The organism is Kitasatospora sp. NPDC002040, from assembly GCF_040296785.1.
Taxonomy (GTDB): domain Bacteria; phylum Actinomycetota; class Actinomycetes; order Streptomycetales; family Streptomycetaceae; genus Kitasatospora.
Genome location: NZ_JBEOXV010000011.1, coordinates 1 through 22,291, shown reverse-complemented (window position 1 = coordinate 22,291; position 22,291 = coordinate 1). Strand labels below are relative to the sequence as shown.

Here is a 22,291-nt window from a genome sequence, read left to right as displayed (position 1 = left end):
CCACCCCGTCAGCCAGAGGACGAAGACCAGGGCCAGACTGCTGGAAGTACTCGTTATGACCCCTGACCAGAGACCAGCCCCGCGAGCGCGGGGCTGGCGGAACGGCCTGCTCCAGCGGATCGGCGGGCGCGGGACCATCCCCGGGAGCGCAGGGCTGACGCGATGCAACGCCACGGTTGGGCCACGGACGGAGGACCATCCCCGCCGAGCGCGGGGCTGACTCCCCGGACACGTCGCAGCCCGCCACGTACAGGGGACCACCCCCGCGAGCGCGGGGCCGACGACCTGGAAACCTTCGATTCGCCCCCGGCGAAGGGACCATTCCCGCGCGTACGAGGCCGACAAGTGTGAGGACGAGACCGCCAATCCAGCGTAGCCCGGCTCGGCACCTCTCAAATCGGAGGTCTCCCTGCTGCATTCACCCATCACCTGTCTGAAGCGGACCTTCACCAGCAGGGCTTCGCCCGGCGTTCGGCGAGTGACTGACGACTGACCAGAGTCGGCTTCGTCGTCGGCCTTGGCACTCGTAGTGCCAGTTGGGGTGCTGGGTGGATGGTGGAAGGGCGAAGAGGAATTATTCGAACTTTTTATCGAATCCGTGAGTTATTTCGGACCCTCCGGTCGACGCCTGCCGTCTACTCCGATATGGCCGAATTCGATCCGAGCGGCGACGGGTCGTAACGCTGACGACGGCGTGCGCCGCTGCCCCAACCCGGGACGCAGTCACTGTTTCTAGCGGAACGATTCCGCAGCTTGGGTGGACTCTCCTGAGCCGCTGGTGCGACTGCGATCCGAGGGCGAAGGCCCCGCTCGGCCTCGGGTTTCAACCATTGAATTCCAGTCACCCACATGCCCAGAGGACAGAGGAACTTTCCGGGTTCCCAAGTTTTCTGTCAGGGACGGGGACTAGCTTTTCGCATTGACTGCGGGATGGCCGTCTTGGGGAGGGCCCTGGTGGGGGAGCGATGGCAGTAGACGAACTGGGGCCAGGCGGCGTGGCCGATAGTGCGGGCGATGCACGTCAAGTTGTGGGCTATCTGGTGCGGCCGGAGTCCAGCGACTACATCGCGATCATGGACGTGCTGGAGGGGTCGGTGACCGACATGACGGTCGCCGAGGTCACGACAGAACTGTCGGCAACCGGACTGCCCCTGGACACCCGGCTGGTCGAGACACGCCTAGACGCGCTGAAAGCAATGGGAGCGGTCTCCGTGCGATCGGACACCAGCCGAGCGCGCCGATACTCCGAGATCCTCGCCCGGAACTGGCGCTACACCGCGAGCCCCGCAGGCCGGCACGTCCAACGCTTCTACCGGCAGGTCCTGGCAGGAACAGCCACCGCCCGGGAGATCCCGATCGTCTCACTGAACCGGATCGTCTCCCATCTGGAGCAGCTTGCCAAAACCCTCGGTGCGACAACACCCAACGCCGCCCACGTCGACACCGCGGTGCTGGACGCAGTAAGCACCGTGTTCACCAGCCACGACGACCTCGACGCGGCCCTGGTCGGTGCGGAGGACGCGCTGGTAGGCCTCGCAGACCGATTCGACCTCGACGAGGAACGAACCAGCGACCTCAAGAGCCTGCTCGTCGACTACGCCACCCGCGTCGCCGCCGAACTCGACTCCGGTTCCGCGCGGGCGGCCGCGGCACTGGCAATTCTGCGACCGTGGTTCGGCATGCTGGCACAAGCCGCCGTCGACGCCTCCCAAGCGCGGGACCTCATCGCCGCCGGTGCGCTCACCGCCTCCCGCGGTGGCCGGGCAGAAGACTGGGAGGGCCTTTCCACCTGGTTCGATGCGCGCAACGGACGCGCAGCGCGGTTCTCGCTGCGCCTAGTGCGGGCGCTGCCAAGCATGCACGCCAATCTGCGCCGGCTGCACTCCTCCTCCGGGACCGCCTCCACGCGCACCCGGGCGCTGGCGCTCGCCCGGGCGGTACTGACACCCGAGATCGGTGTGCAGATCTTCCAAGCCGCCGTAGGTGACCACTCCTGGCGCAAGCTGCACGGCCAGGCCGACGAAGACGAATCGGGCCGCAACCCGTCCTGGCGCGGCGGGCCGCAGGTCCCCGTACCGACCTTGCTGCGCTCCGCAGGCCGTTCCGGCCCACGGGGCAGGGGAGCCGCGCCACGTGACGACTCACTGGCCAGAACACAGGTGGCCCAAGCCCGGGCGCAGCGCCAAGCGGAACACGAGCGCGCCGTCGAAGAGGTCCTGGCCTCGACTTCCGGGCAGCGTTTGGACGAAGCCGCTGCCCGGGCGGCGCTGGCCGCGGTTATGGCCGCCGCCCGGGCCACCGCGGCGGGCCCCCGTCGCACCGGCACCAGCGGTGGCCTCGCCTGCACCCTCGTGCACACCGAATCGCGCACGGGCAAGCTGCGAGCTCCAACCTGGTGGGTGCTCCTACCTGGACGCGTTCCTCTGTTCCATCTGCCCGGCCGCCGGCCCTCGCCCGCTGCCCTGGCCTCACTTGCCGGCATTGACCTGAAGAACGACCTCGCGGCGCGCGTTGCCCTCCAGATCGTCCCGCAACCCGGCCCCCGTTCCACAGACGACAAAGCACTCGCCACGACGTCCAACCTGCAGGAGGGCGCGGCATGAGCGAAGACCACGACCGCACCCCCACCCACCGGACACCGACGCGGCGACGCGCATGGCGTCCCGAGGCTGACGCCGAATCGGCTGCCCTGCTACGTCACCTGGCCGCCCACCCATGGCTGGTCGGCGGCCGCGACGACGATCTCATCGCCGCAGTGCGCCGCAACGCCGAAGCCCTCAGCTCGGCGGTGTCCCGGCTTGGGTGGGTACTTGTCATCGAACGCGACCTGGTCCGACTGCGCAAAAGCCCCCCGCCGCGGCCCGAGGCATGGGCATCGCAGGGGCCGAGCCCGGCCGCCTGCTCATGGTTCTTCCTGCTGCTCGCGGCAGCCGAGTCGATGCCTCCACGCACGGGCATCGGCCACCTGGTCTCCCAAGCCCGCGCCGCCGCCGCAGAAGCGGCACTGCCCACCCGCCATGACGTCACAGAGCGCCGCGCCATCCTGACCGCGCTGCGCATGCTCGACGAACGCGGCGTAATCGAGCGGCTCGACGGGGAGCTCGACAGCTACCTCCACGACGAGCAGGCACCCGTACTCCTGGCCATCCATCACACCCGGCTTGCCCATGTCATCGCCAACCCCGGTGCCCTCGACCCGGCGGCCGCGCCGCAGGCATGGCTCGAGCAGGTACAGCGCGAGCCGGATCCGGCCCGCCGGATGCGGCGCGCCCTCGTCGACGACACCTGTGTGCACACCGCACTGCTGGACGAGGCTGAGGCTCAGTGGCTGAGCCAGCGTGTCCGCGGTGACGACGGTGGCCCGCTGGCCGATGCCTTCGGCCTCGTCCTGGAACGCCGGGCCGAAGGCGCCGCGTTCGTCGTCCCGGACGACGCCTATCGGCATCTGCGCGAACTCGGCCCGATACCGTTCCCCGCGCCTGGAACCATTGCCCACGCTGCGCTGCTTCTCCTCGACCACGCCGCTGTCCATGGCAGTACGGGCGAGGGCCCCGGGCCTGGCTGGCGTGGCCTGACAGAAGAACAGGTACTGGCTGGCCTAGCGGAGTTTGCGGGCCGGAACGCCACGGGGAAGGGCGGTTGGGGCGGCGAGTATGCCGAAGATCCGCTCTTGCTGGCCGCGAGAGTACGTGACCTGCTGATCGGCGCCAACCTCATACACCCAGCCTTCGCAGGCGCTGGGGACACCGCACCAACGTGGTGGTTCGCTCCCGTCACTGGCCGCTGGGGGCAGGAAGGCACCGCACTCCCCAAGGGCAGCCGCATCCCGTCGTCCCGGGCCCGAACCCGCTCGCCCCAGTCAGGGACGACACAGCGGAGCCGGCGAATCCCGCCCCAGCAAGGTCTGTTCAACGACGTCAAGGCTGACGGCACCATGGAGGGCGCACCGCGTGAATGACATCTTCGACCTGGACTTCTCCCAACCCCAGACGCCGCCCCCTGCCGGTGACGTGGCCCGGTTCGGTGGCCGCTGGCGGCTGGTCGGCGCCGGACTGTCAAACGTATGGCGCTACGGCGACCTCGATCTTCCTGCGGCGTCGGGACGTTTGCTGCTGCGCGGATCCAACGGAACGGGCAAAACCACCGCGCTGGAAGCCCTGTGGCCGTACCTGCTCGATCTGAACGCCGCCAAGCTCGCCGCTGGCAAGGCGCGCCCCACCACGTTGAAGCTCCTCATGAGCGAAGGCGCCCCAGCCAAGGGCCGCCGCTATGGATACCTGTGGCTGACGTTCGCCGCTCCAACTGCCAACAGCACCGGAACAGCACCGGAGGGGCAGCCGGCGACAGCAGACGAGATGACGAGCTTCGGCGTTCGGCTCCAGTACTCGCCCAGCTCCACCCCAGCTGTGAAGGCCGTCCCGTTCGTCATGTCCGGGCGCCCACTTCGAGAACTGAAGCTGCGCAATGCAAACGGTGGCGCACTGGAACTCGAGGAATTCACAACCCGCGTCGAAGCCGCCGGCGGTCAGGTCTTCGCAGAGCCCGAGGACTATATCGACCATCTGGCCGGCCGCATCTGGGCAACCACCGCCAGCGAACTGCGCCTGCTCGCCTCACGACTGCGCGAGGTCCGAAATCCGACCCTGCTGGGCGACGTCTCCCCCTCCGCGGCCGCCGACGCCTTGCGCCAGTCGCTGCCCGGCGTCGCCGACGAGGTCCTCGCCGCCACCGCGGAGGCGCTCGCCGAGTCCGAAACCACCCGAAAAGTCTTCGAACGCGACGAGCAGGCCGCCACCGTGCTGGACGAGTTCGCCCGGGTTTGGACCGGGCACGTCATCGATGTCACCCGCAGCGCCTACGGCGCAGCCCGCGAGGCCGACCGCGTCGCCAACCAGCGCAAGCGCCACGTCGACCAATGCACCGGTCTCCTTACCGAAGCAACCGCCGACGCCGAACTCGCCAGACTCAAGCTCCAAAGCCTGAAAGACGCCCACCGCGATGCGCAGGCCACCGCACGCGCCATCGAAACCAGCGACGCCTACCGCTCCCACGGCCGCGTGATGGACCTACGCAAGCGGCTCAAGTCTGAACAGGAGACGGCAAGCACCACCTACATCAGCCTCCGCGACGCCGCTCACCAGGCCCGCAAACAGAGCAAAACCGGCAGGGAAGCCCTCGATGAAATCATCGAGGACATCGCCGAGTGTGCAGACAACGCCGAGAATGCGGGAGCGCCGCCCACCGCGCTGGAGACCCTGCTCGCCCACCACACCCGGCCTCGTGCGACCCATCCCGTCGCCGACCAGATCGTCGACCCAGGGCCCGGCTTGGCTCTCACCCTCGACACGGCCGGCCTCGACAACCTCACCACTTCCTGGACGGATACGGCAAAGGCCTGTCAGGCGATGACGGACAGAGCCGCACTCATCCTCAAGGATCACGCACCCGTCGCAACAGCAGATCAAGCCGCCCGCACCGCACACGGCGCGGCAATCGACGCCGAGAACGCCTACGACGAAGCCAACCAAGCCCTGGACGGCGCAGCGTCCACTGCCCGCTCGGCCGCTCGCCAAGCCCTGGACAACACCGCACACTGGGCGCAAGCTCACCCCCACCTGCGCGGCCTGCACCAGGACATTCAGCCCGGCCCGGACCACGACCATCTGTGGGACACCACTGACCTCGATGCCCTCATCGCCGCCGAGCCCGCATCAGTACGCGACCAACTCAACGCATGGGCCGACCAGGCCCAGCGCATCGGTGAGACCCTCGCAGCCGGCCACGAGACCGCAGCCGTGCACCACCTCACCACCTCCACCGGCCTGGCAACAGCCGCCGCAGGTCACCGAAGCGAGGCCCGCCAACTGCGCGCCGGGCAACTACTACCGCTGCCCCGCCCCCACTGGGCGGGGCCAGGTGAAGACGACACCGCGCTCGGCACTCTCCTCGAATGGCACCCCGCACTCGACGCCACCGACGAACACAAAGCACTGCTGGAGCTGGCGCTGGCCGACAGCGGGCTCCTCGGCGCCCACCTGCACACGGGCGCGGCTACCACCCGCGCCTGGCAGATCAGCCCCACAGGCGCCGTCCAGGAACACAACTTGACCGCTGTTCTGGACATCGCCGCCGACCATCCGCATGCCACCATTGCCCGCGCCATCCTGGAACGCGTCGCCCTGGCCGACACCGCTGCCAGTCGTCCCGGCCCTGCCGTTCTCCTCATCGGACGCGACGGAACTTTCACCGCCGGGCCGCTCGCCGCCGACCCCGTCGCAGCCCTGCGTACCGCTGGCAGCCCTGTACCAGCCGCCTCGCACGTCGGCGCTCGCAACCGCCTCACTCGGGCCCGGGCCCGGGCCGACGAGCTGGACACCGCCGCAGAACAACTCGAAATCCAAGCCGCTGCCGAACGCCGCGACGCTGCCGGGCGCCGAGTGCTGCGCGACGCCGTCCGCAGCCAGGCGCAGGCATTCCCGTCCAGGCACGAGCTGACCAGCGCCGAGGCCGAACGTGCCACCACCGCAAGGGATGCACTCCGCCGCCAGGGCGCCGCAGAGAAACTCCGCGCCAGTGCCACCGCTGCTGCCATCGAACACGGCCGGCTTCAGACTGACTGGGCATCCCGTGCTCGAAGCCTGGGCGTGCCCACCGACCCGATCGCCCTCACTGACATGGTCGAGAACGGCCGGCTGCAGGCCGAAACGCTCGCCGCATGCGCAACCCAACTCTCCTCCCGGCTGCTGGCCAGGCTCAGGCGTGTGCTGCAAACGCTGCCCGACGAGACCGCTCTGGCCAGTCGCCTGGCCGACCTCCAGCACGCCGCAGACAGCGCGCACACGATGGCACTTGAAACCCGGGCCGAACTCACCGAAACCCAAATCCAGGGGGACGCCGAGGACGCCGCCCGCCGCTTCGAGGAAGCCACCGAGCAGGCCAAGAGCCTCTTCGGGCAGCTCGAATCCGCCCAAGCCCAGCTCATTGGGGCAGAGAAACATCTCAGTGGCTGCGAGAGCAACCTCGCATCAGCCTGGCAAGGGTTCAACGACGCACGCCCACAACAGACGACCACTCGAGAACGCCTGGTCGCCATGCTCGCCTGGCCCCCGCTCGCGCAGGCCCTCGGCGCAGACCAAACTGCCCCGACCAGCGGCGACAGCAGCCCCCTCCTCGACACCATCGAGAACTTGCTCGCCCGCCGTCCCACCGCCTCCAAGAAGACCCTCGGCGAGCGCTACGACACCATCCGCGCCGATCTCGCCCAGATCTGGACCATCGCCCGCACCGACCCGCCAACCGGCCTTGAACAGCTCGACACCTTCATCCTGACCCACGCCGAAACCGACTACGACCCCCTGAGCGCCGCCGTCCGCGCGCAGATCCTCGCAGAGCGCGCAAAGACCGCACTCGGCGCCGCAGAAGCGGCCGCACTACGCGACTTCGTCATCGGACGCCTGCCTGCCGCCATCGGAACCGCATGGGCTGCGCTGACCGACTGGAAGAAGACAGTCAATCGCAAGATGCGCGCAGCTCAAGCTTCCTCCGGAGTCGGAGTCCAGGTCCAGATCGCCCTTCGCGACGACCTCGACGCCGCCACCCGCACCGTCCACCAATTGTCCTGCGAAGTCGGTGACGCGCTACGCACCGAAGCACAGAAGGAACAGATCGGGCAAGCACTCCAGGCGCTCCTAGCCGCCGCCCCCGGCGCGACCATGGAAGAGCGCCTCGCTTCCGCTGTCGACATCCGCAGCTGGGCCGACGTCCGCTACTTGGTAGAGCGCCCCGGACCCGACGGCAGACCCACCAGCGCCCAATGGGGCTCACGCACCGGCCTGTCCGGCGGCGAGCGACGCCTGGTGGTCTTGGCTCCCATGCTTGCCGCCATCGCGGCCAACTACGACCGTCTCACACCCACCGGACTGCGCCTAGTCCCCCTCGACGAAGTGCCCGCCGAGGTTGACGAACATGGCCGTGAAGGCCTGGCACGCTATCTCGCCGAACTCGACCTGGACATCCTCTGCACCTCATACCTGTGGGACGGTGCACCCGGCGCCTGGGACGGAATCGACGCGCACGACCTCGAGTCAGGCATCGACGGGACCGTCGTCGCCTTCCCCATGCTGATCCGCACCGACCGGACTCTGCCCGGAGACGAAGACATCGACCAACTCACGACAGGCGTATCGTCATGAACTGCTCCCTTTGCGGCGGTGCGTGCGCGGACGCCGACTTGGCACCACTGCTGAGACCCGAACTCTCCTGGCTGTGGCACTCCCTCGCAACGACTGCTGACCGCCGCGGCGACGAAGCCCTCACCTCCGGGTCGGCAATCACCGTGACCGCCCCCGACGATCCCGCTCACCGCGCAGCAGCAGCGGGCCTCATCCCAGGGAGAGCACTGGAGCCCGGCCAACGCCGGCGTGTCTCCCTCGAAGAGCTCGCCACGGCCATCGCAACCCGGGGCCCTGCTCTGACCCCGGGCGCCGTCGCAGCCCATGCCTGCAACCGACGCCTGGCCGCCAAAGCCCGCAGCCGGGCCGGACAGATGGAAGCCGCCGACAAGGTCCGCACCCAACTCGACAACTCCACGGCCTCCCTCCCCAGCCATGTCCGCAGCCTCGTAGGCCCAGAGACCCTCTTCGAGCGACTGCGCGGCCTCGGCTGGATCACCCGTCTCCTCAACGCGCAGGAGCCGGAGGATCTCCTGAGCCAAGCGTTGCAGGTAGCCGCCCGTCTCCCCCGACCCGGCCAACGCATTGATCGCCGCCTCCTGGTGCCCGGAAACCCGCATGCCCTCGACGAGGGAGCCCTGCCAGCGCTCGTCCTCGCCCTCACAGGACTGTCCAGCTCCACCCCGCGGTCGAGTTGGGCCCGCCTCGGAGTCGACTTCGACGACCTGCTCGGCGGGCTCATCGTCACCGGCGTCAATCCCAGGGGCTGGCGCATCCCAGCCGGATCAACCGTCACCATCCCGCCCCGGGAACTCGCAACGATCACGTGGGAACTGCCCCCGGTCCCCGGCGAATGGGTGTTCGTTACTGAGAACCCATCCGTGCTCGCTGCCGCAGCCAGGCAGTACGCCATGTTTGAGCGAGGGGCAGTGACGCCTCGGGTGATCTGTACGGCGGGCACGCCATCACAACTGGAATGCGAAGCAATTGCCAGACTGGCAGATGCTGGTTGGCGCATCGCCGTCCGAGCGGACTTCGACCAGGCCGGCCTCGCCCATGTACGCGCACTCCTCGCAGCAGCACCAGAAGCGGTCCCATGGCGAATGAGCGCTGCCGACTATCTCGAAGCCGCCCCCGAAGGCACCAGCATCCTACGTCTACAGCGCCCTGACGCCCCGTGGGACCCTCGCTTGGTGCCCACGATGCTGAAGCACTCCGTTCCCGCCTTTGAGGAAGACCTCCTTCCCCAGCTGCTTGGTGACATCGCGACCGGCGCTCCTGGCAGCTCGGGGACGCCATAGCCCATCCAACTGTGGGTTGCCAATGGGGACCTACTCGGGCGGTATCCAGGCAACCAGCGCAATCCAGGGAGTATCCCCGCATGGGCGGGGCCGAGCAGTGGTGCGCCAGCTTCCCGTTGATCCAGTGCGGAGCATCCCCACGAGTGCGGGGCCGATGTCCAAGAAATTCCGGGGAATCGTCAACGGCTAGGAGCATCCCCGCGCCTGCGGGGTCGGCCCGCTCGGGCGTGTCTGTGAGCTGCCTTCTCTGGGGCCATCCCAGTAGGTGCGGGGCCGACAACCTGAGCGGCACCGAGCTGTGCCAGTACCAGGGACCATCCCCGCATGCGCGGGGCCGACTGGACGTTCGACTTCTCCCCGGTCAGCATCATGGGACCATCCCCGCGTGCGCGGGGCCGACAACAACGCCGAACCCGGCTCCACCAAGAAGGGGGGACCATCCCCGCGTGCGCGGGGCCGACGGTGACCGTCAGGCGCTCGAGGTGGAGCTGGAGGGACCATCCCCGCGTGCGCGGGGCCGACGCGATGAGGATGGCCGCGCGGCGCGCGACCGGGGGACCATCCCCGCGTGCGCGGGGCCGACAAGGCTGCCGACAACCAAGCAGCTCGTCGCGCGGGAGCATCCCCGCCTACGCGGGGCCGACCGGGTGTGGATGTCGCTGGACGTCTGGGCCATGGGAGCTTCCCCGCGCATGCGGGGCCGACCGTACCAGCGGGCGGATCACGGCGCTGGGGGTGGGAGCATCCCCGCGCGTGCGGGGCCGACCTTTGAATCGTCAGCCTGAGCTTGTAGGTGCCGGGAGCATCCCCGCGCGTGCGGGGCCGACTCGAACCCTGCGCGTGCTCGGCCACCGGGACGGGGAGCATCCCCGCGCGTGCGGGGCCGACGCGGTCAGCGCCACGATCACGAGCCCGATGGGGGGAGCATCCCCGCGCGTGCGGGGCCGACACTTCCTGAACTGCGACGTTTCAGCGGCTTAGTCCCGTACAGATTCAGTTCGAATCTAGCCAAAGCCGCTCCATCATCCGCCACCCTGGCCGTTGCTGTCAGCCTGTCAGGGCCTTCGCAAAGTCGGAGCCGACTTCGGGTCGCCGGTCGGGTTCGGGGACCACTCCCGCATGCGCGGGGCCGACGGGTAGAGGTGGCGAAACTCGCTGCTCCACTGCGGACCATCCCCGCATGCGCGCGGGGCCGACGTCCAGTACTCGTGGGTGCCGAAGTACGTCTCGGGACCATCCTCGCGAACGCAGAATCGACCACTTGGCCAGCGCCTCGGCCAGACGGACCGTGGGACCATCCCCGCGCATGCGGGGCCGAACAGCTCCGGCGTGCACGAGGGACCATCCCCGCGTCCGCGGGGCCGACATGGCTGCTGAGCTGGAGCAGCACCTCGGTGTGGGACCATCCCCGCGTACGCGGGGCCGACAGCCCCGGGCCCGCCGCTGGCGACTCCTACTCAGAGCCATCCCCGCGAGCGCGGGGCTGACCGGGTCGTGAAGTCCTCCACATCGGACGCCAAGGAGCCATCCCCGCGAGCGCGGGGCTGGCCCTTCCTGGCCTGCGGCATTCCGGTGCCCCCCAACCCGTGCAAGGGACCATCCCCGCGTCCGCGGGGCCGACATGGCTGCTGAGCTGGAGCAGCACCTCGGTGTGGGACCATCCCCGCGTACGCGGGGCCGACAGCCCCGGGCCCGCCGCTGGCGACTCCTACTCAGAGCCATCCCCGCGAGCGCGGGGCTGACCGGGTCGTGAAGTCCTCCACATCGGACGCCAAGGAGCCATCCCCGCGAGCGCGGGGCTGGCCCTTCCTGGCCTGCGGCATTCCGGTGCCCCCCAACCCGTGCAAGGGACCATCCCCGCGTCCGCGGGGCCGACCGGTACATGGAGGAGGCGGCGTTCCGGCTCGCGGGACCATCCCCGCGCCCGCGGGGCCGACGACCTGGAGGAGGGGCTCGCGGAGCTCGCCGCAGGACCATCCCCGCGTACGCGGGGCCGACTCCCATGGGTCGGGGTGAGCGGGGGTTCCCTCGGGACCATCCCCACGTACGCGGGGCCGACGGCGGCCAACCTGCCCACCCAGCTCCGGAGCCAGGGACCATCCCGCGTACGCGAGGCCGACTGCATGCCGCGCAGGTAGCACTCGATCTCGTCCGGAGCATCCCCGCCTACGCGGGGCCGACGGGCCTGCTCAAGGTCTCGCCGCTGCAGGTGCGGGACCATCCCCGCGTACGCGGGGCCGACGAGAGCAGGCGCCCGGGCACTCGGCCGAGCGTGGGACTATCTCCGCGTACGCGGAGCCGACAGCAGCCAGCCGTACCCGCGCCGGATCAGGGCGGGAGCATCCCTGCCTATGCGGGGCCGACGCCGAGCCGAAGAACGGGTACAGCGGCCGGCCGGGAGCATCCCCGCCTACGCGGGGCCGACGCATCAACCGCGACGTCCGCCAGGATGATCGAGGGAGCGTCCCCGCCTACGCGGGGCCGACAACATGAGCGCCCCGACGATCTTGGTGAAGGCGGGACCATCCCCGCGTACGCGGGGCCGACGACGGCCTCTCAGCTCCGGCCGAGGGCCTTCGGGGAGCATCCCCGCGCGTGCGGGGCCGACCGCCCGTACAGAACGGCGATCCGGTCGGCCGGGGGAGCATCCCCGCGCGTGCGGGGCCGACATCAGGGCATTCGCCACAGCAGCCGAAGCGGAAGGAGCATCCCCGCGCGTGCGGGGCCGACCGGCCGATACCGGCGCACAGGTCGATGATGCGGGGAGCATCCCCGCGCGTGCGGGGCCGACCCGGCCCCCCGCGTCACCGCCTTCTTCTCCATGGGAGCATCCCCGCGCGTGCGGGGCCGACCGACCTTCGGTGCGAGCAGGCCCAGGACGGCGGGGAGCATCCCCGCGCGTGCGGGGCCGACACTTCCTGAACTGCGACGTTTCAGCGGCTTAGTCCCGTACAGATTCAGTTCGAATCAAGCCGAAGCCGCTCCATCATCCGCCACCCTGACCGTTGCTGTCAGCCTGTCAGGGCCTTCGCAAAGTCGGAGCCGACTCAAACCATCCCCGCGAGCGAGGAGCCTACTTCGGGTCGCCGGTCGGGTTCGGGGACCACTCCCGCATGCGCGGGGCCGACGGGTAGAGGTGGCGAAACTCGCTGCTCCACTGCGGACCATCCCCGCATGCGCGCGGGGCCGACCAGACCAGCATCCGGGCGCCCTGCGGCATCAGGGGACCATCCCCGCGCATGCGGGGCCGACGAGCAGCGCCCCTGGACACGCTTGGCGGTGTCGGGAGCATCCCCGCGAGCGCGGGGCCGACCGCCAAGGACCTCACGGAGCGCGTCATCTTCACGGGAGCATCCCCGCGAGCGCGGGGCCGACCCGGTGGCGCCGACGACGACGTTCTTCGCCGTGGGAGTATCCCCGCGCGTACGCGGGGCCAACCAGGACAGCACCCGCCGCACCATCCGAACCAGCGGAGCATCCCCGCGTACGCGGGGCCAACTTCGGTGATCGTTGTCGCGCAGTCAACTCCCTCGCACCATCCCCGCGAACGCGGGACCGACCAGGTACCGGTAGTCCCACGTGCCGATACCGCCGGGAACAGCCCCGCGTGTGCGGAGCTGACGAGCGGACGCCCGTAGGCGCCTTGATCCTTGTGGGAGCATCCCCGCGCAAGCGGGGTCAACTTGCCCAGGATCGGAACCACGGCTTCGGCGCCTGGAGCATCCCCGCGAGCACGGGGCCAACTTGTCGATTTCGAGTTCGAAGGGGCGGGCAGGGACCATCCCCGCATACGCGGGGCCGACCGCGCTGAATGGTCCGGATTCGTCCGGCCATAGGGAGCATGCCCGCGTACACGGGCCGACGCCAGCCCGGTCTTCATGATCTGGCCGACCGCAGGACCATCCCCGCGCGTGCGGGGCTGACGTCGGCGGGCCGGCGCGAAGAAGAACCACACGGGGACCATCCCCGCGCGTGCGGGACCGACGAAGCACTCCGGAACCGCCAGATCCTCGGCCTGGGAGCATCCCCGCGAGTGCGGGGTCGACGCGGTGCTCTGCTTCTCGGTGATCCGGTCCGGGGGAGCATCCCACTCTTGGGGGCTGGCGCATCCTTAACGGCCATCACGCCTCAGGGCTGTCCAGATTCAGGTCGAACTGGCACGGCATCTCTCCGTTCGTCACCGCTGGCTCAGTTGCCATCTCATCAGCAGAAACACGGGCCCATCGCTGCGCTTACGGAGCAACTGGTGCTTAACCAGTTCTGCCAATTGCTCTGTGTTTGTCAGTGGTGACTCATAGCATCCGGAGCGTGGATCGAGATGACCTCGATGCCGTTGCTGAGTGCTGGGCTGCGGCAGTCGACTGTGTGCTGTGGGGCAAGTCTGACGGCTTGCTCGAGGGAGTTGTCTACCCGTTGGTCGGGCACTTGCTTGACACTGCGGCGGTGGCCTGGTGCGGGTGGGACCTGCACCTGGTGGAGCGTCAGCGGCGGGCAGTACTACGCGGAATGGGCCTTGACCCGGAGTCACCTGCCGACCGGGAACGGGCCCGTGCGTTGGTGGCGGTCTGGGCTGGCTGGCACGATCTGGGCAAGATCGGGCATTTCCAACGCAAGGATCCGTCCGCCTACGGGCGTCTGACGGGCTACCCCCCGTCGGCGGGGGAGAAGTTGTCGCACGGCGAGGTCACGCATCTCCTTCTCGCCTCCGCTCTCCCGGACACCGGCTACGACGCGATGGGAGACGGCCTGGCACTGGCATCAGTCGCCCGCAGAGTCGCACAGCTGCTGGGTGGTCACCACGGCCGGTACTTCACCCAGCCCTCGCCCCGTTCGCTGCGTCACTCGGTGGTACGTGAGCAGCCGATGGGCGCAGGCAAGTGGCAGGAGCAGCGGTTGGCGCATCTGGGGGCGGTGTGGTCGGCGGTGGGTGAGCCGGTGGCGCCGGGGGTGTTGTCGGTGGAGGCGGCTGTTGTGGTGGGGGAGTTGGTGGTGCTGTCGGACTGGTTGGCGTCGCAGGAGCACTTCGTTTCGGCGCAGCTGGAGGGTTGGCGGTTGGCGGGGGATGGGGCGTTGGTGGGGCATTGGGGTCGGGCGTTGGCGGGTGCTCCGGCGTTGTTGGTTGGGGCGGGGCTGGGTGTGCCGGTGTGGACGGAGACTCCGCTGTCGTGAGCTTCAAGGGGTGGTTCGGGTTTGATCCGAACTCGTTGCAGGGGTCTTTGCTGCGGGGGTTGCCGGAGTGTGCGGTGCCGGGTGAGCCGGGTTTGTTGGTGATCATGTCGGAGACGGGGAGTGGTAAGACCGAGGCCGGTCTGTGGTCGGCTCGGTGGCTGGGCGGGCCGGGAGTTGGAGTGCATCTGGCGTTGCCGACGATGGCGACGACGGATGCGGCGTACCGGCGGGTGGATGAGTGGGCGGGAAGGGCGTTGGCTCTGTCGTCGCCGGTGACGCTGGCGCACAGTCAGGCCCTGGACCGGCAGGTTTCGCGGGTGCTGGCCGCGTCGGGGGGCGGGGTGGAGACCGCGCCGCCAGTGTGGCTGGCGGGCCGGGGGCGGGCGGTGCTGGCGGGCGTCAGTGTGTCGACGATCGACCAGGTGCTGACGGCGGTGCTGAGGGTCCGGCACAACGTGTTGAGGCTGGGTGGGTTGACGCGCAAGGTGTTGGTGGTGGACGAGTGCCACGCGTATGACCCCTATATGCAGACGCTGTTACGGCGGGCGCTGGCGTGGTGGGGCGCGTTGGGGATTCCGGTGGTTTTGATGTCGGCGACGGTGCCGGCGGCGGTGGCCTGCTCGCTGGCGGCGGCGTATTTGTCGGGTGCGGCTCCGGGTGTTCCGGTGCCGCAGATGCAGCCGCGGTATCCGGGGTGGCTGTATGTCGACGGCCGGACCGGGGATCCGACGGTGTCTGAGCTGGTCGAGACGGACCGGCCCCGGGTTCTGGACATCGCGATGGTGGACCTGCCGGGCTCCAACCGGTCGGCGGAGCGGGACGGGATGCCCGCGGCGGACGCCAACCGGGCCGGCTTCGTGAAGCAGCTGCTGGACGGGCGATCAGGTGACTTCTGCGTGCTGATGGTGTGCAACACCGTGGCCAGCGCGCAGAACACCGCCCGGGCCCTGGACGAGATGCTCGGCGCGGACGTCGAGGTGTTTCTGCTTCACGCGCGCTACCGGGTGAAGGACCGGCGGAAACTGACGGCTCGTGTGGAGGGGGCGTTCGGGAAGGACCGTCGCAAGCGGCCCGGCCGGGCGCTGCTGGTGACGACGCAGGTGTGCGAGCAGTCACTGGACTTGAGCCTGGACCACGTGGTGACGGACCTGGCGCCGGTGGCGCAGGTCGTGCAGCGGGCCGGGCGGGGCTTGCGGCACACGGTCGGCGACGACGTGCGGGTGCCGGTGTCCGTGCTGGTACCGCTCGATGCGAAGGGCCGGCCGGACGACGGGCGCTGGGAGTGGGTGTACGGGCGGGCGCTGATGCGCTCGAGCCGTGAGCTGCTGGCCGGCCACGGAACGGTGGCGGTGCCGGGCGACGTGCAGAAGCTGGTCGACGCGGTGTGCCAGGGCTGGGACACCGACACCGACGACCGGGACGTGCGCCGGCACCTGGCGGGGGAGCGGGTGATGGCGAACGCGGCGCTGCCGGTGATGATCCCTCACCCCCGGGATTTGGTGGACCTGTTCGACCTCACCGATCTGTCGATGACGGACGCCGAGGCCGCGACCCGCTACAACCTGGACACCGTCACGCTGCTGCCGTTGTGGGAGCGCGAGGACGGTTCGCTGTCGCTGGAGCCCGAGGAAGACGTGCTGCTGCCCGATGTCCATGCCGATGTGCGGCCGCTGCGGGAGCGCCTGCTGTCAGTGCGCCGGCAGCCCTGGCAGCGGGAGTTGCCGTCGTTGGGGAAGGCGCGGCCGGGCTGGGCGAAGGAGCGTCGCTTGGGTGAGGTGCTGCTGTTGGTCCACCCCTTCGGTGCCCGTGAGGTCGAGCTGGGGGAGTGGGCGGTGACGTACGACTGCGAGCTGGGTCTGGTGGCCCAGAGCCCTGTTTCCAAGGAGCAAGAGTGACTTCCGATCCCATGTTCGATCTGGCTGTGGAGCCATGGATCGACCATGTCCATGCCGACGGTTCAACCCGCAGCGGCGGGTTCGAGCAGGTACTGCTGGACGCCGCGTCGATCACTGATCTGGCACTGCCCTACCCGGTGGCGTACGGGGGTATGTACCGGATCCTGGCGGCGATGGCCTGCCGGATCAGTGGGCTGGACAGGCTCCAGGACGGTGAGCGGGCGCAGGAGTGGTACCAGCGCCGCAACAGACTCTTCGGCACGGCCTTCGACGAGACGCAGGTCCGGCAGTACTTCGAGGGACGAAAGGAGCGGCTGAGCCTCTACCATCCGGTGCACCCGTTCCTGCAGGACACCCGGATCGCCAAGGAGTGCCGCAGCACGTCCGGCATCAACAAGCTGGTCATCGGGGCAGCCAACGGCAGCGCCCGTCCCTGGTTCGGCGGCAAGCACGGTGACCGCAACCAACATCCCGTTCGGTCCGGGGAAGCCGCACTGCAGCTGGTGATGTGGGCCTACTACGGCCCGGGCGGAACGGTGGCGACCCGCACGCACGGCGCAGTCAGTACGCAGTCGGGCTGTCAGGCGGCCCCGCTACGGGGCACCGTGAGCTACCACCCGATCGCGCAATCGCTGCACGACACCTTGCTGGCGCACCTGACGCCCCCTAAGGCAGGCGACACGAACACGGCTGGGGAGGAGCCTGCGGATGTGGCGGTGTGGGAGCGGGACTGGCAGCCGGACCCGACCAGGCCAGCCCCCGAGCCGCAGGGGCCGGTGTCGCTGTTGGCGGGACGTATGCGCCATGCCATCCTCCTCACGCCGGGCGAAGGCGGCAGCGCTGCGACGGACTGCATCATCACGTGGGGCTCCCGTAGCGGGAAGGAAGACCGCGACCCAGGCGCGGAGTTCATTGAGGCGTACCCTGACCCGTACGTCTCCTACCGGCGCACCAAGGAAGGTCGGCCCACGGCACCGGTGCTGGCCGATGGCGGGCGGCATTTGTTCCGCGACCTGGACGTCCTGTTGAACGACCCCGACGCCGACGAGAGCGACGGTGCGGTCAGGGCGGGCAGTGCGAGCCGTCCACTGGTACTCGCAGGCTGTACCACGCTGCCGCCGGACATCGTGGAGACGCTGCGGCTTCGGGTGGTCGGCGCCGAGCAGGACCGCTCCAAAACCCGTGACAGCCAGTGGTGGACCTCCACCACGCCGCCGCTGCTGGCGCACTCCCGTGGCCTGGACCCCGAAGGCGCGGAGCTGATCACACTGGCCGTTCAGGTCGCCGACCACGCCGAGTACCGGCTCGACCAGGCTTTGCGGCTCGCCTTCAACGACCGTCCCAAGGACAAGACGCACACGGCCAACCGCAAGGCCCGCATCGCCGCCCACTACTGGCCGAGGGCCAACGTGCAGTTCTGGGCCCTGTACACCGAAGGGCAGCTGACGGCCGCTCAGGCCCGCATGCGGATCGCCGCGCTGGACGCCTTCGACCGGATCACGGCCCCATTGGCGCTGAGCCCCTCCACGGCACGCCGTGTCGCCCAGGCCCGCGCGCACCTGCCTCGCCCCCGCAAGGAGACCCCGTGACCGACAGCGTCACCAACGACACCCCCGCCGATGTCACCGCTGACATCCCCGCGCCCGCATCATCGGCCGACGACGCCGCCCGAACCAGCGAAGGTGCCCGGTTCACCCGGACCGTGCTGTGGAGCCTGGACACCAACGGTGCGGCCCGGCGGGCCTTGGCAAGCGGACTGCGCCCATGGAACGGCGAGCCACCCGCGCCTATGCACCGGTTCGTCGCCCCCTGGCTGCCGGAAGGTCTCCATCCGCAGCGCGAACGCGCCTACTACACCGTGGCGGCACTCATGACGACCGCCCGTGTGAACGGCATCGGCTCCAAGACCAGCCTGGGCACCGCTCTGGCGCTGGCTTCGCGAACCGTGTCCGCCACCACGACCGAACTCGCCCTACGCCGGGTCAGCCGCTACAGCAGCGCAGGCCCCTACACCCACCTGCGCGGTGTGGTGCGCCTGTCGGAGGCGGCAGGCGTGGCCCTGGATTGGGCGCGGCTGCTGAACGAACTCGACTCCTGGTATCTGCGCGGCCGGCACACCTGCACGGTGTGGCTGCAGGACTACTACCGCATCACCGAGGCCCCGACCAAGGCCGCCTTTTCCAACGCTGATAGTGAATGAGAGAGCCGAACATGACCAGCGCATCCGCCCTGCCCGCCGGGTTCATCGACCTGACCGTCCTTCAGACCATTCCGCTGTCGGGGCTGAACCGGGACGGTGACGGCAACCCGAAGTCGGTGGTTGTCGGCGGTATCACCCGCGCGCGCCTGAGCCCGCAGGCCGTCAAGCGTCCCGTGCGGCGGCACATCGAGCGGGCCCTGCCCGCTGAGGCAGCCGTACGGACCCGCCGTCTCATTCATGAGATTCGCGACATCCTGGTCAGCGAGCACTGGGGTGAGGAGAACACGGAGCTCGCCGAGTTCGCCGCCCTGGACGTCTTCGCCGCGGCCTCAGGAGGGATGAAGGTCGGCTCTGCGTCCGACGACGACAGCGCGCCGGGCGACGGCGCCAAGACCAAGGACCCGCTGGCCACCGCCGCACTCATCTATACCCCCGCCACCACCCCCGCCCGTCTGGCCACCGAAGCGGCCCGGTTTCGCACGGAGTACGAGAACGCCCTGAAGGCTGGCACCGGCGCCAAGGCCAAGGGCGGAGGGAAGAGTAAGAAGAACACCACCATCGCCGACCCGGCCGCTATGGCCGGGTGGCTCGCCGAGTCGAACGGCACCATCGCCCTGCTCGGCCGCACCCTCATGGAGATCGGTGGAGCGGACCGGGACGCCTGCGTCCAGGTCGCCTCGGCGTTCACCACGCACGAGGCCATCATCGAGGTGGACTTCTTCGTCGCCGTCGACGACTATGCCGCGGCCACCGCTGGCATCCCCGACGTCGGGCAGATGGGCGACAGCCAGCAGACCAACGGGACATTCGTGCGCTACGCAACCATCAATGTACGGGCGCTGGTGGCTGCCGTGGATGGTGACGCCGAGCTCGCCCGCCGACTGTGCCAGGCGTTCATCGAGGGTTTCGTGAACACCCTGCCCACCTCCGGCCAGACCAACTCGGCCGTGTGGACCCTGCCCGACCTCGTTCACTTCGCCGCCCGCGACGACCGGCCAGTCAACCTCTCCAGCGCCTTCGACAAGCCGGTACGCGGCGGCCATGACGGCCACGCGGAGCCCTCCATCCACGCTCTTGCCGCCTACGCGCAGACCATCGAGCGTCTCACCGGTGGCCGCGGCCTGGTCAAGGCCGTACACGCATACACCGACACCATCCCCCTGCCCGGACTCGGTGACAACGTCGACAGCTACGACCAGGCTGCCGCTGACATCCTCGACGCGGCATTCGGCAGCGCGAAGTGACCGGCGCCTCCCCTGTCCTCGTCCTCCACCTCACTGGTGTCCTCCAGTCCTGGGGAGTACGGTCCGGCTTCACCGAGTACCGCGACAGCGCCGAACACCCCACCCGATCCGGAGTCCTAGGCTTCCTCGCCTGCGCGCTCGGCAAGCCCCGCGGATCCGGTCCGGAAGAACTCGACCAGCTCGACCTGACCGTGCGCGTGGACCGGCCGGGCACACCAATGGAGGACTATCACACCATCGGCGGCCAGACCCCGGAGGAGGTGATCCCCTCCGCCGACGGCGGCACCCGCAAGGGCGCCACTCTCACTCGCCGCGCCTACCTGGCAGACGCCGCCTTCACCATCGTCCTGACCGGCCCGGCCATCGTCCTTACCCAAGCTTGCGATGCGCTGGACCGGCCCACTTACATTCCCTTCCTCGGCAGGCGTGCCTGCCCGCCGGACGCGCCCTTCAATCTGGGCCTGCACAGCATCGACGTCGAACAGGCACTAAGAACTGCGCCGCTCAACCGCATCGCCCCCCGCGACCGGGACACCGTCACCGTCGACGTCATCTCCACCGTCAACCCCGGCGACCCCGCGGCCACTCACACCCTCAACGACAACCCTCGTAACGGGCGCCGCTTCGCACAACGCACCCTCGCCCGCACCACTCTGACCCTGCCTGCCGGCCTGTGCACCGGCGCCGACCCCAGCGACCGGTACACGGCATTGCACAACTTCCGCCACCCAGAAGCGGCTTCACCGCCCGTCGCATTCGCCGCCGCCAGCCGCAGAGCAGCCGTCCGGAAGCCGCCAACCGCCTCACCACCGACCATCCATCCCCTCGCCGCGGACAGCGGCCACGATCCGTTCGCCCTGCTGGGCTGGTGACCAGATGACCTACCTTTCCCGCATCCGCATCAACCCCCTGCGCGCCGAGAGCCGCAAACTGATCACCAACCCCCGCGCGCTGCACGGCGCCGTCACCGCGGGCATCCCCGACCTCTCGCCGACCGAGCGGATCCTGTGGCGGCTGGACAGCGACAACCCGCGCAGGCCTGTTCTCCTGGTCCTCACGCCGACGAAGCCGGACTGGACCCATGTCGTCGAGCAGGCCGGCTGGCCCGACGCCGAGGGCGAGCACTACGCCATCCGCGATTACAGTCCGCTCCTCGCCCGGCTCACAGTCGGAGAGGAATTCGCGTTCCGGCTCACCGCCAGCCCCGTCCAGAACACCTCTACTCCGGACAAGGCCCCTCAGGTCGTCAAGACCGCTGAGGAACTCCACCGCCGCTCCTACCGACTGCCGCACCGCACCGCACCGCATCAGTTGGCGTGGTTCCTTCAGCGGACAGCCCGCTGGGGGTTTGACATTCCCCTCGTCCGAGGCGGCGCACCGGTCCCGAGCCGCGAGAGCGCCACCTCAGATGCGAGCAGCACCAGTGAGCCGGCCAAGAGTGTGGCGGCCGAAAGCGAAGCACCCCGGGCAGTGCGCATCGCAGACCGGAACCGTCACACGTTCACCAAACCCGGCACCCGCAGCAACGTCACACTCACCACCGCCACCTTCGAAGGACACCTGCGCATCACCGACCCCAACTTGCTGAAGACTGCCCTACTGGGCGGCATCGGTCCGTCCAAGGCATACGGATGCGGGCTGCTGACCCTCGCACCCCCCACCCGCACAGCCCGCTGACCCTGGCCCACATCCTGTGGAAGCCCATCCACACGACCCGATTGATCGAGCGCGTGTCCCGTTGGGCTTCCACTGAGCCATCCCCCGCACATACGGGCTGACCCCTGAGAGGGCGTTTCGTCCCGTTGTTTAATCCCGGTTTGCCGGGCTGATGGTGGTTCAGGTGTCGCGCCAGGTTGGTGTGGTCTCGTGGGTGAGTCGGCGGGTCATGAGGTTGATCATCGCGAGGTGGATCATGGCTTCGGAGCGGTGTGCGTGTGCTTCGTAGTCGCGGGTGAGGCGGCGGTGGTTCATGAGCCAGCCGAGTGTTCTCTCGGCCGTCCATCGGCGTGGCAGGACAGTGAATCCCCTGGTGGTGGGGTCGCGGCGGACGATGTGCATGTCGATGCCGAGGGTGGCGGCGTGCTCGACGAGGTGTTGGCGGTAGCCGCCGTCGGCCCAGGTCTTGCGGACGCTGGGATGGTCGGCGGCGACCCGTTCGATGAGGGTCTGTCCGGCGATCGAGTCCTGCACGCTCGCGGCGGTGACCAGTACTCCCAGGAGCAGGCCGACGGTGTCGATGACGATGCTGCGCTTGCGTCCGACGATCTTCTTGCCGGCGTCGATGCCCTGCTCGGAGGCGGGGACGTTGGTG

At 69.3% G+C, this 22,291-nt stretch carries 12 protein-coding genes; 11 read left to right on the top strand and 1 reads right to left on the bottom strand.

The window, feature by feature from the left end; genetic code table 11:
* Positions 1 to 965: 965 nt before the first annotated feature.
* The 11 genes from ABT118_RS22550 (at position 966) to cas6e (ending at position 21,657) form a co-directional block, all read left to right on the top strand.
* Entirely contained in the window at positions 966 to 2,603 is a 1,638-nt protein-coding gene (locus ABT118_RS22550; RefSeq protein WP_350671825.1) for a DUF2397 domain-containing protein, read from the top strand.
* Complete coding sequence (locus tag ABT118_RS22545) at positions 2,600 to 3,958, top strand: DUF2398 family protein (RefSeq protein ID WP_350671822.1); 1,359 nt, start codon at positions 2,600 to 2,602, stop codon at positions 3,956 to 3,958. The genes ABT118_RS22550 and ABT118_RS22545 overlap by 4 nt, the downstream gene beginning before the upstream one ends.
* Positions 3,951 to 8,192, top strand: coding sequence for an SbcC/MukB-like Walker B domain-containing protein (locus ABT118_RS22540; RefSeq protein ID WP_350671820.1), 4,242 nt, complete (start codon positions 3,951 to 3,953; stop codon positions 8,190 to 8,192). Before ABT118_RS22545 ends, ABT118_RS22540 begins: the two co-directional genes overlap by 8 nt.
* Positions 8,189 to 9,472, top strand: coding sequence for a DUF2399 domain-containing protein (locus ABT118_RS22535; protein WP_502884638.1), 1,284 nt, complete (start codon positions 8,189 to 8,191; stop codon positions 9,470 to 9,472). The genes ABT118_RS22540 and ABT118_RS22535 overlap by 4 nt, the downstream gene beginning before the upstream one ends.
* A 4,308-nt stretch (positions 9,473 to 13,780) precedes the next feature.
* Positions 13,781 to 14,641 (top strand): CRISPR-associated endonuclease Cas3'', encoded by an 861-nt coding sequence (locus tag ABT118_RS22530; RefSeq protein ID WP_350671816.1) that lies wholly within the window; start codon positions 13,781 to 13,783, stop codon positions 14,639 to 14,641.
* Positions 14,638 to 16,536, top strand: a complete 1,899-nt coding sequence (gene cas3 / locus ABT118_RS22525) for a CRISPR-associated helicase Cas3' (RefSeq protein WP_350671813.1) — start codon at positions 14,638 to 14,640, stop codon at positions 16,534 to 16,536. The genes ABT118_RS22530 and cas3 overlap by 4 nt, the downstream gene beginning before the upstream one ends.
* Positions 16,533 to 18,125, top strand: coding sequence for a type I-E CRISPR-associated protein Cse1/CasA (gene casA, locus ABT118_RS22520; RefSeq protein ID WP_350671811.1), 1,593 nt, complete (start codon positions 16,533 to 16,535; stop codon positions 18,123 to 18,125). The genes cas3 and casA overlap by 4 nt, the downstream gene beginning before the upstream one ends.
* A complete protein-coding gene (gene casB / locus ABT118_RS22515) occupies positions 18,122 to 18,736 on the top strand; it encodes a type I-E CRISPR-associated protein Cse2/CasB (RefSeq protein WP_350671809.1) in 615 nt (204 codons plus the stop codon). Before casA ends, casB begins: the two co-directional genes overlap by 4 nt.
* A gap of 11 nt (positions 18,737 to 18,747) precedes the next feature.
* A complete protein-coding gene (gene cas7e / locus ABT118_RS22510; RefSeq protein WP_350671807.1) occupies positions 18,748 to 19,980 on the top strand; it encodes a type I-E CRISPR-associated protein Cas7/Cse4/CasC in 1,233 nt (410 codons plus the stop codon).
* Entirely contained in the window at positions 19,977 to 20,852 is an 876-nt protein-coding gene (gene cas5e / locus ABT118_RS22505; protein ID WP_350671806.1) for a type I-E CRISPR-associated protein Cas5/CasD, read from the top strand. The genes cas7e and cas5e overlap by 4 nt, the downstream gene beginning before the upstream one ends.
* Before the next feature lie 4 nt (positions 20,853 to 20,856).
* Positions 20,857 to 21,657, top strand: a complete 801-nt coding sequence (gene cas6e, locus ABT118_RS22500; RefSeq protein ID WP_350671804.1) for a type I-E CRISPR-associated protein Cas6/Cse3/CasE — start codon at positions 20,857 to 20,859, stop codon at positions 21,655 to 21,657.
* Positions 21,658 to 21,816: 159 nt separating this feature from the next.
* On the opposite strand, the gene ABT118_RS22495 is transcribed toward cas6e, so the two are convergent.
* Positions 21,817 to 22,291: transposase (locus ABT118_RS22495; RefSeq protein WP_350671802.1), on the bottom strand; the 475-nt coding region annotated here is incomplete at its 5' end.

What these genes read in the sequence shown, in the direction of transcription:
- ABT118_RS22545 (WP_350671822.1), top strand. Translation starts at nt 2,600, where the DNA reads ATGAGCGAAGACCACGACCGCACCCCCACCCACCGGACACCGACGCGG.
- cas6e (WP_350671804.1), top strand. Translation starts at nt 20,857, where the DNA reads ATGACCTACCTTTCCCGCATCCGCATCAACCCCCTGCGCGCCGAGAGC.
- cas7e (WP_350671807.1), top strand. Translation starts at nt 18,748, where the DNA reads ATGACCAGCGCATCCGCCCTGCCCGCCGGGTTCATCGACCTGACCGTC.
- ABT118_RS22550 (WP_350671825.1), top strand. Translation starts at nt 966, where the DNA reads ATGGCAGTAGACGAACTGGGGCCAGGCGGCGTGGCCGATAGTGCGGGC.
- ABT118_RS22535 (WP_502884638.1), top strand. Translation starts at nt 8,189, where the DNA reads ATGAACTGCTCCCTTTGCGGCGGTGCGTGCGCGGACGCCGACTTGGCA.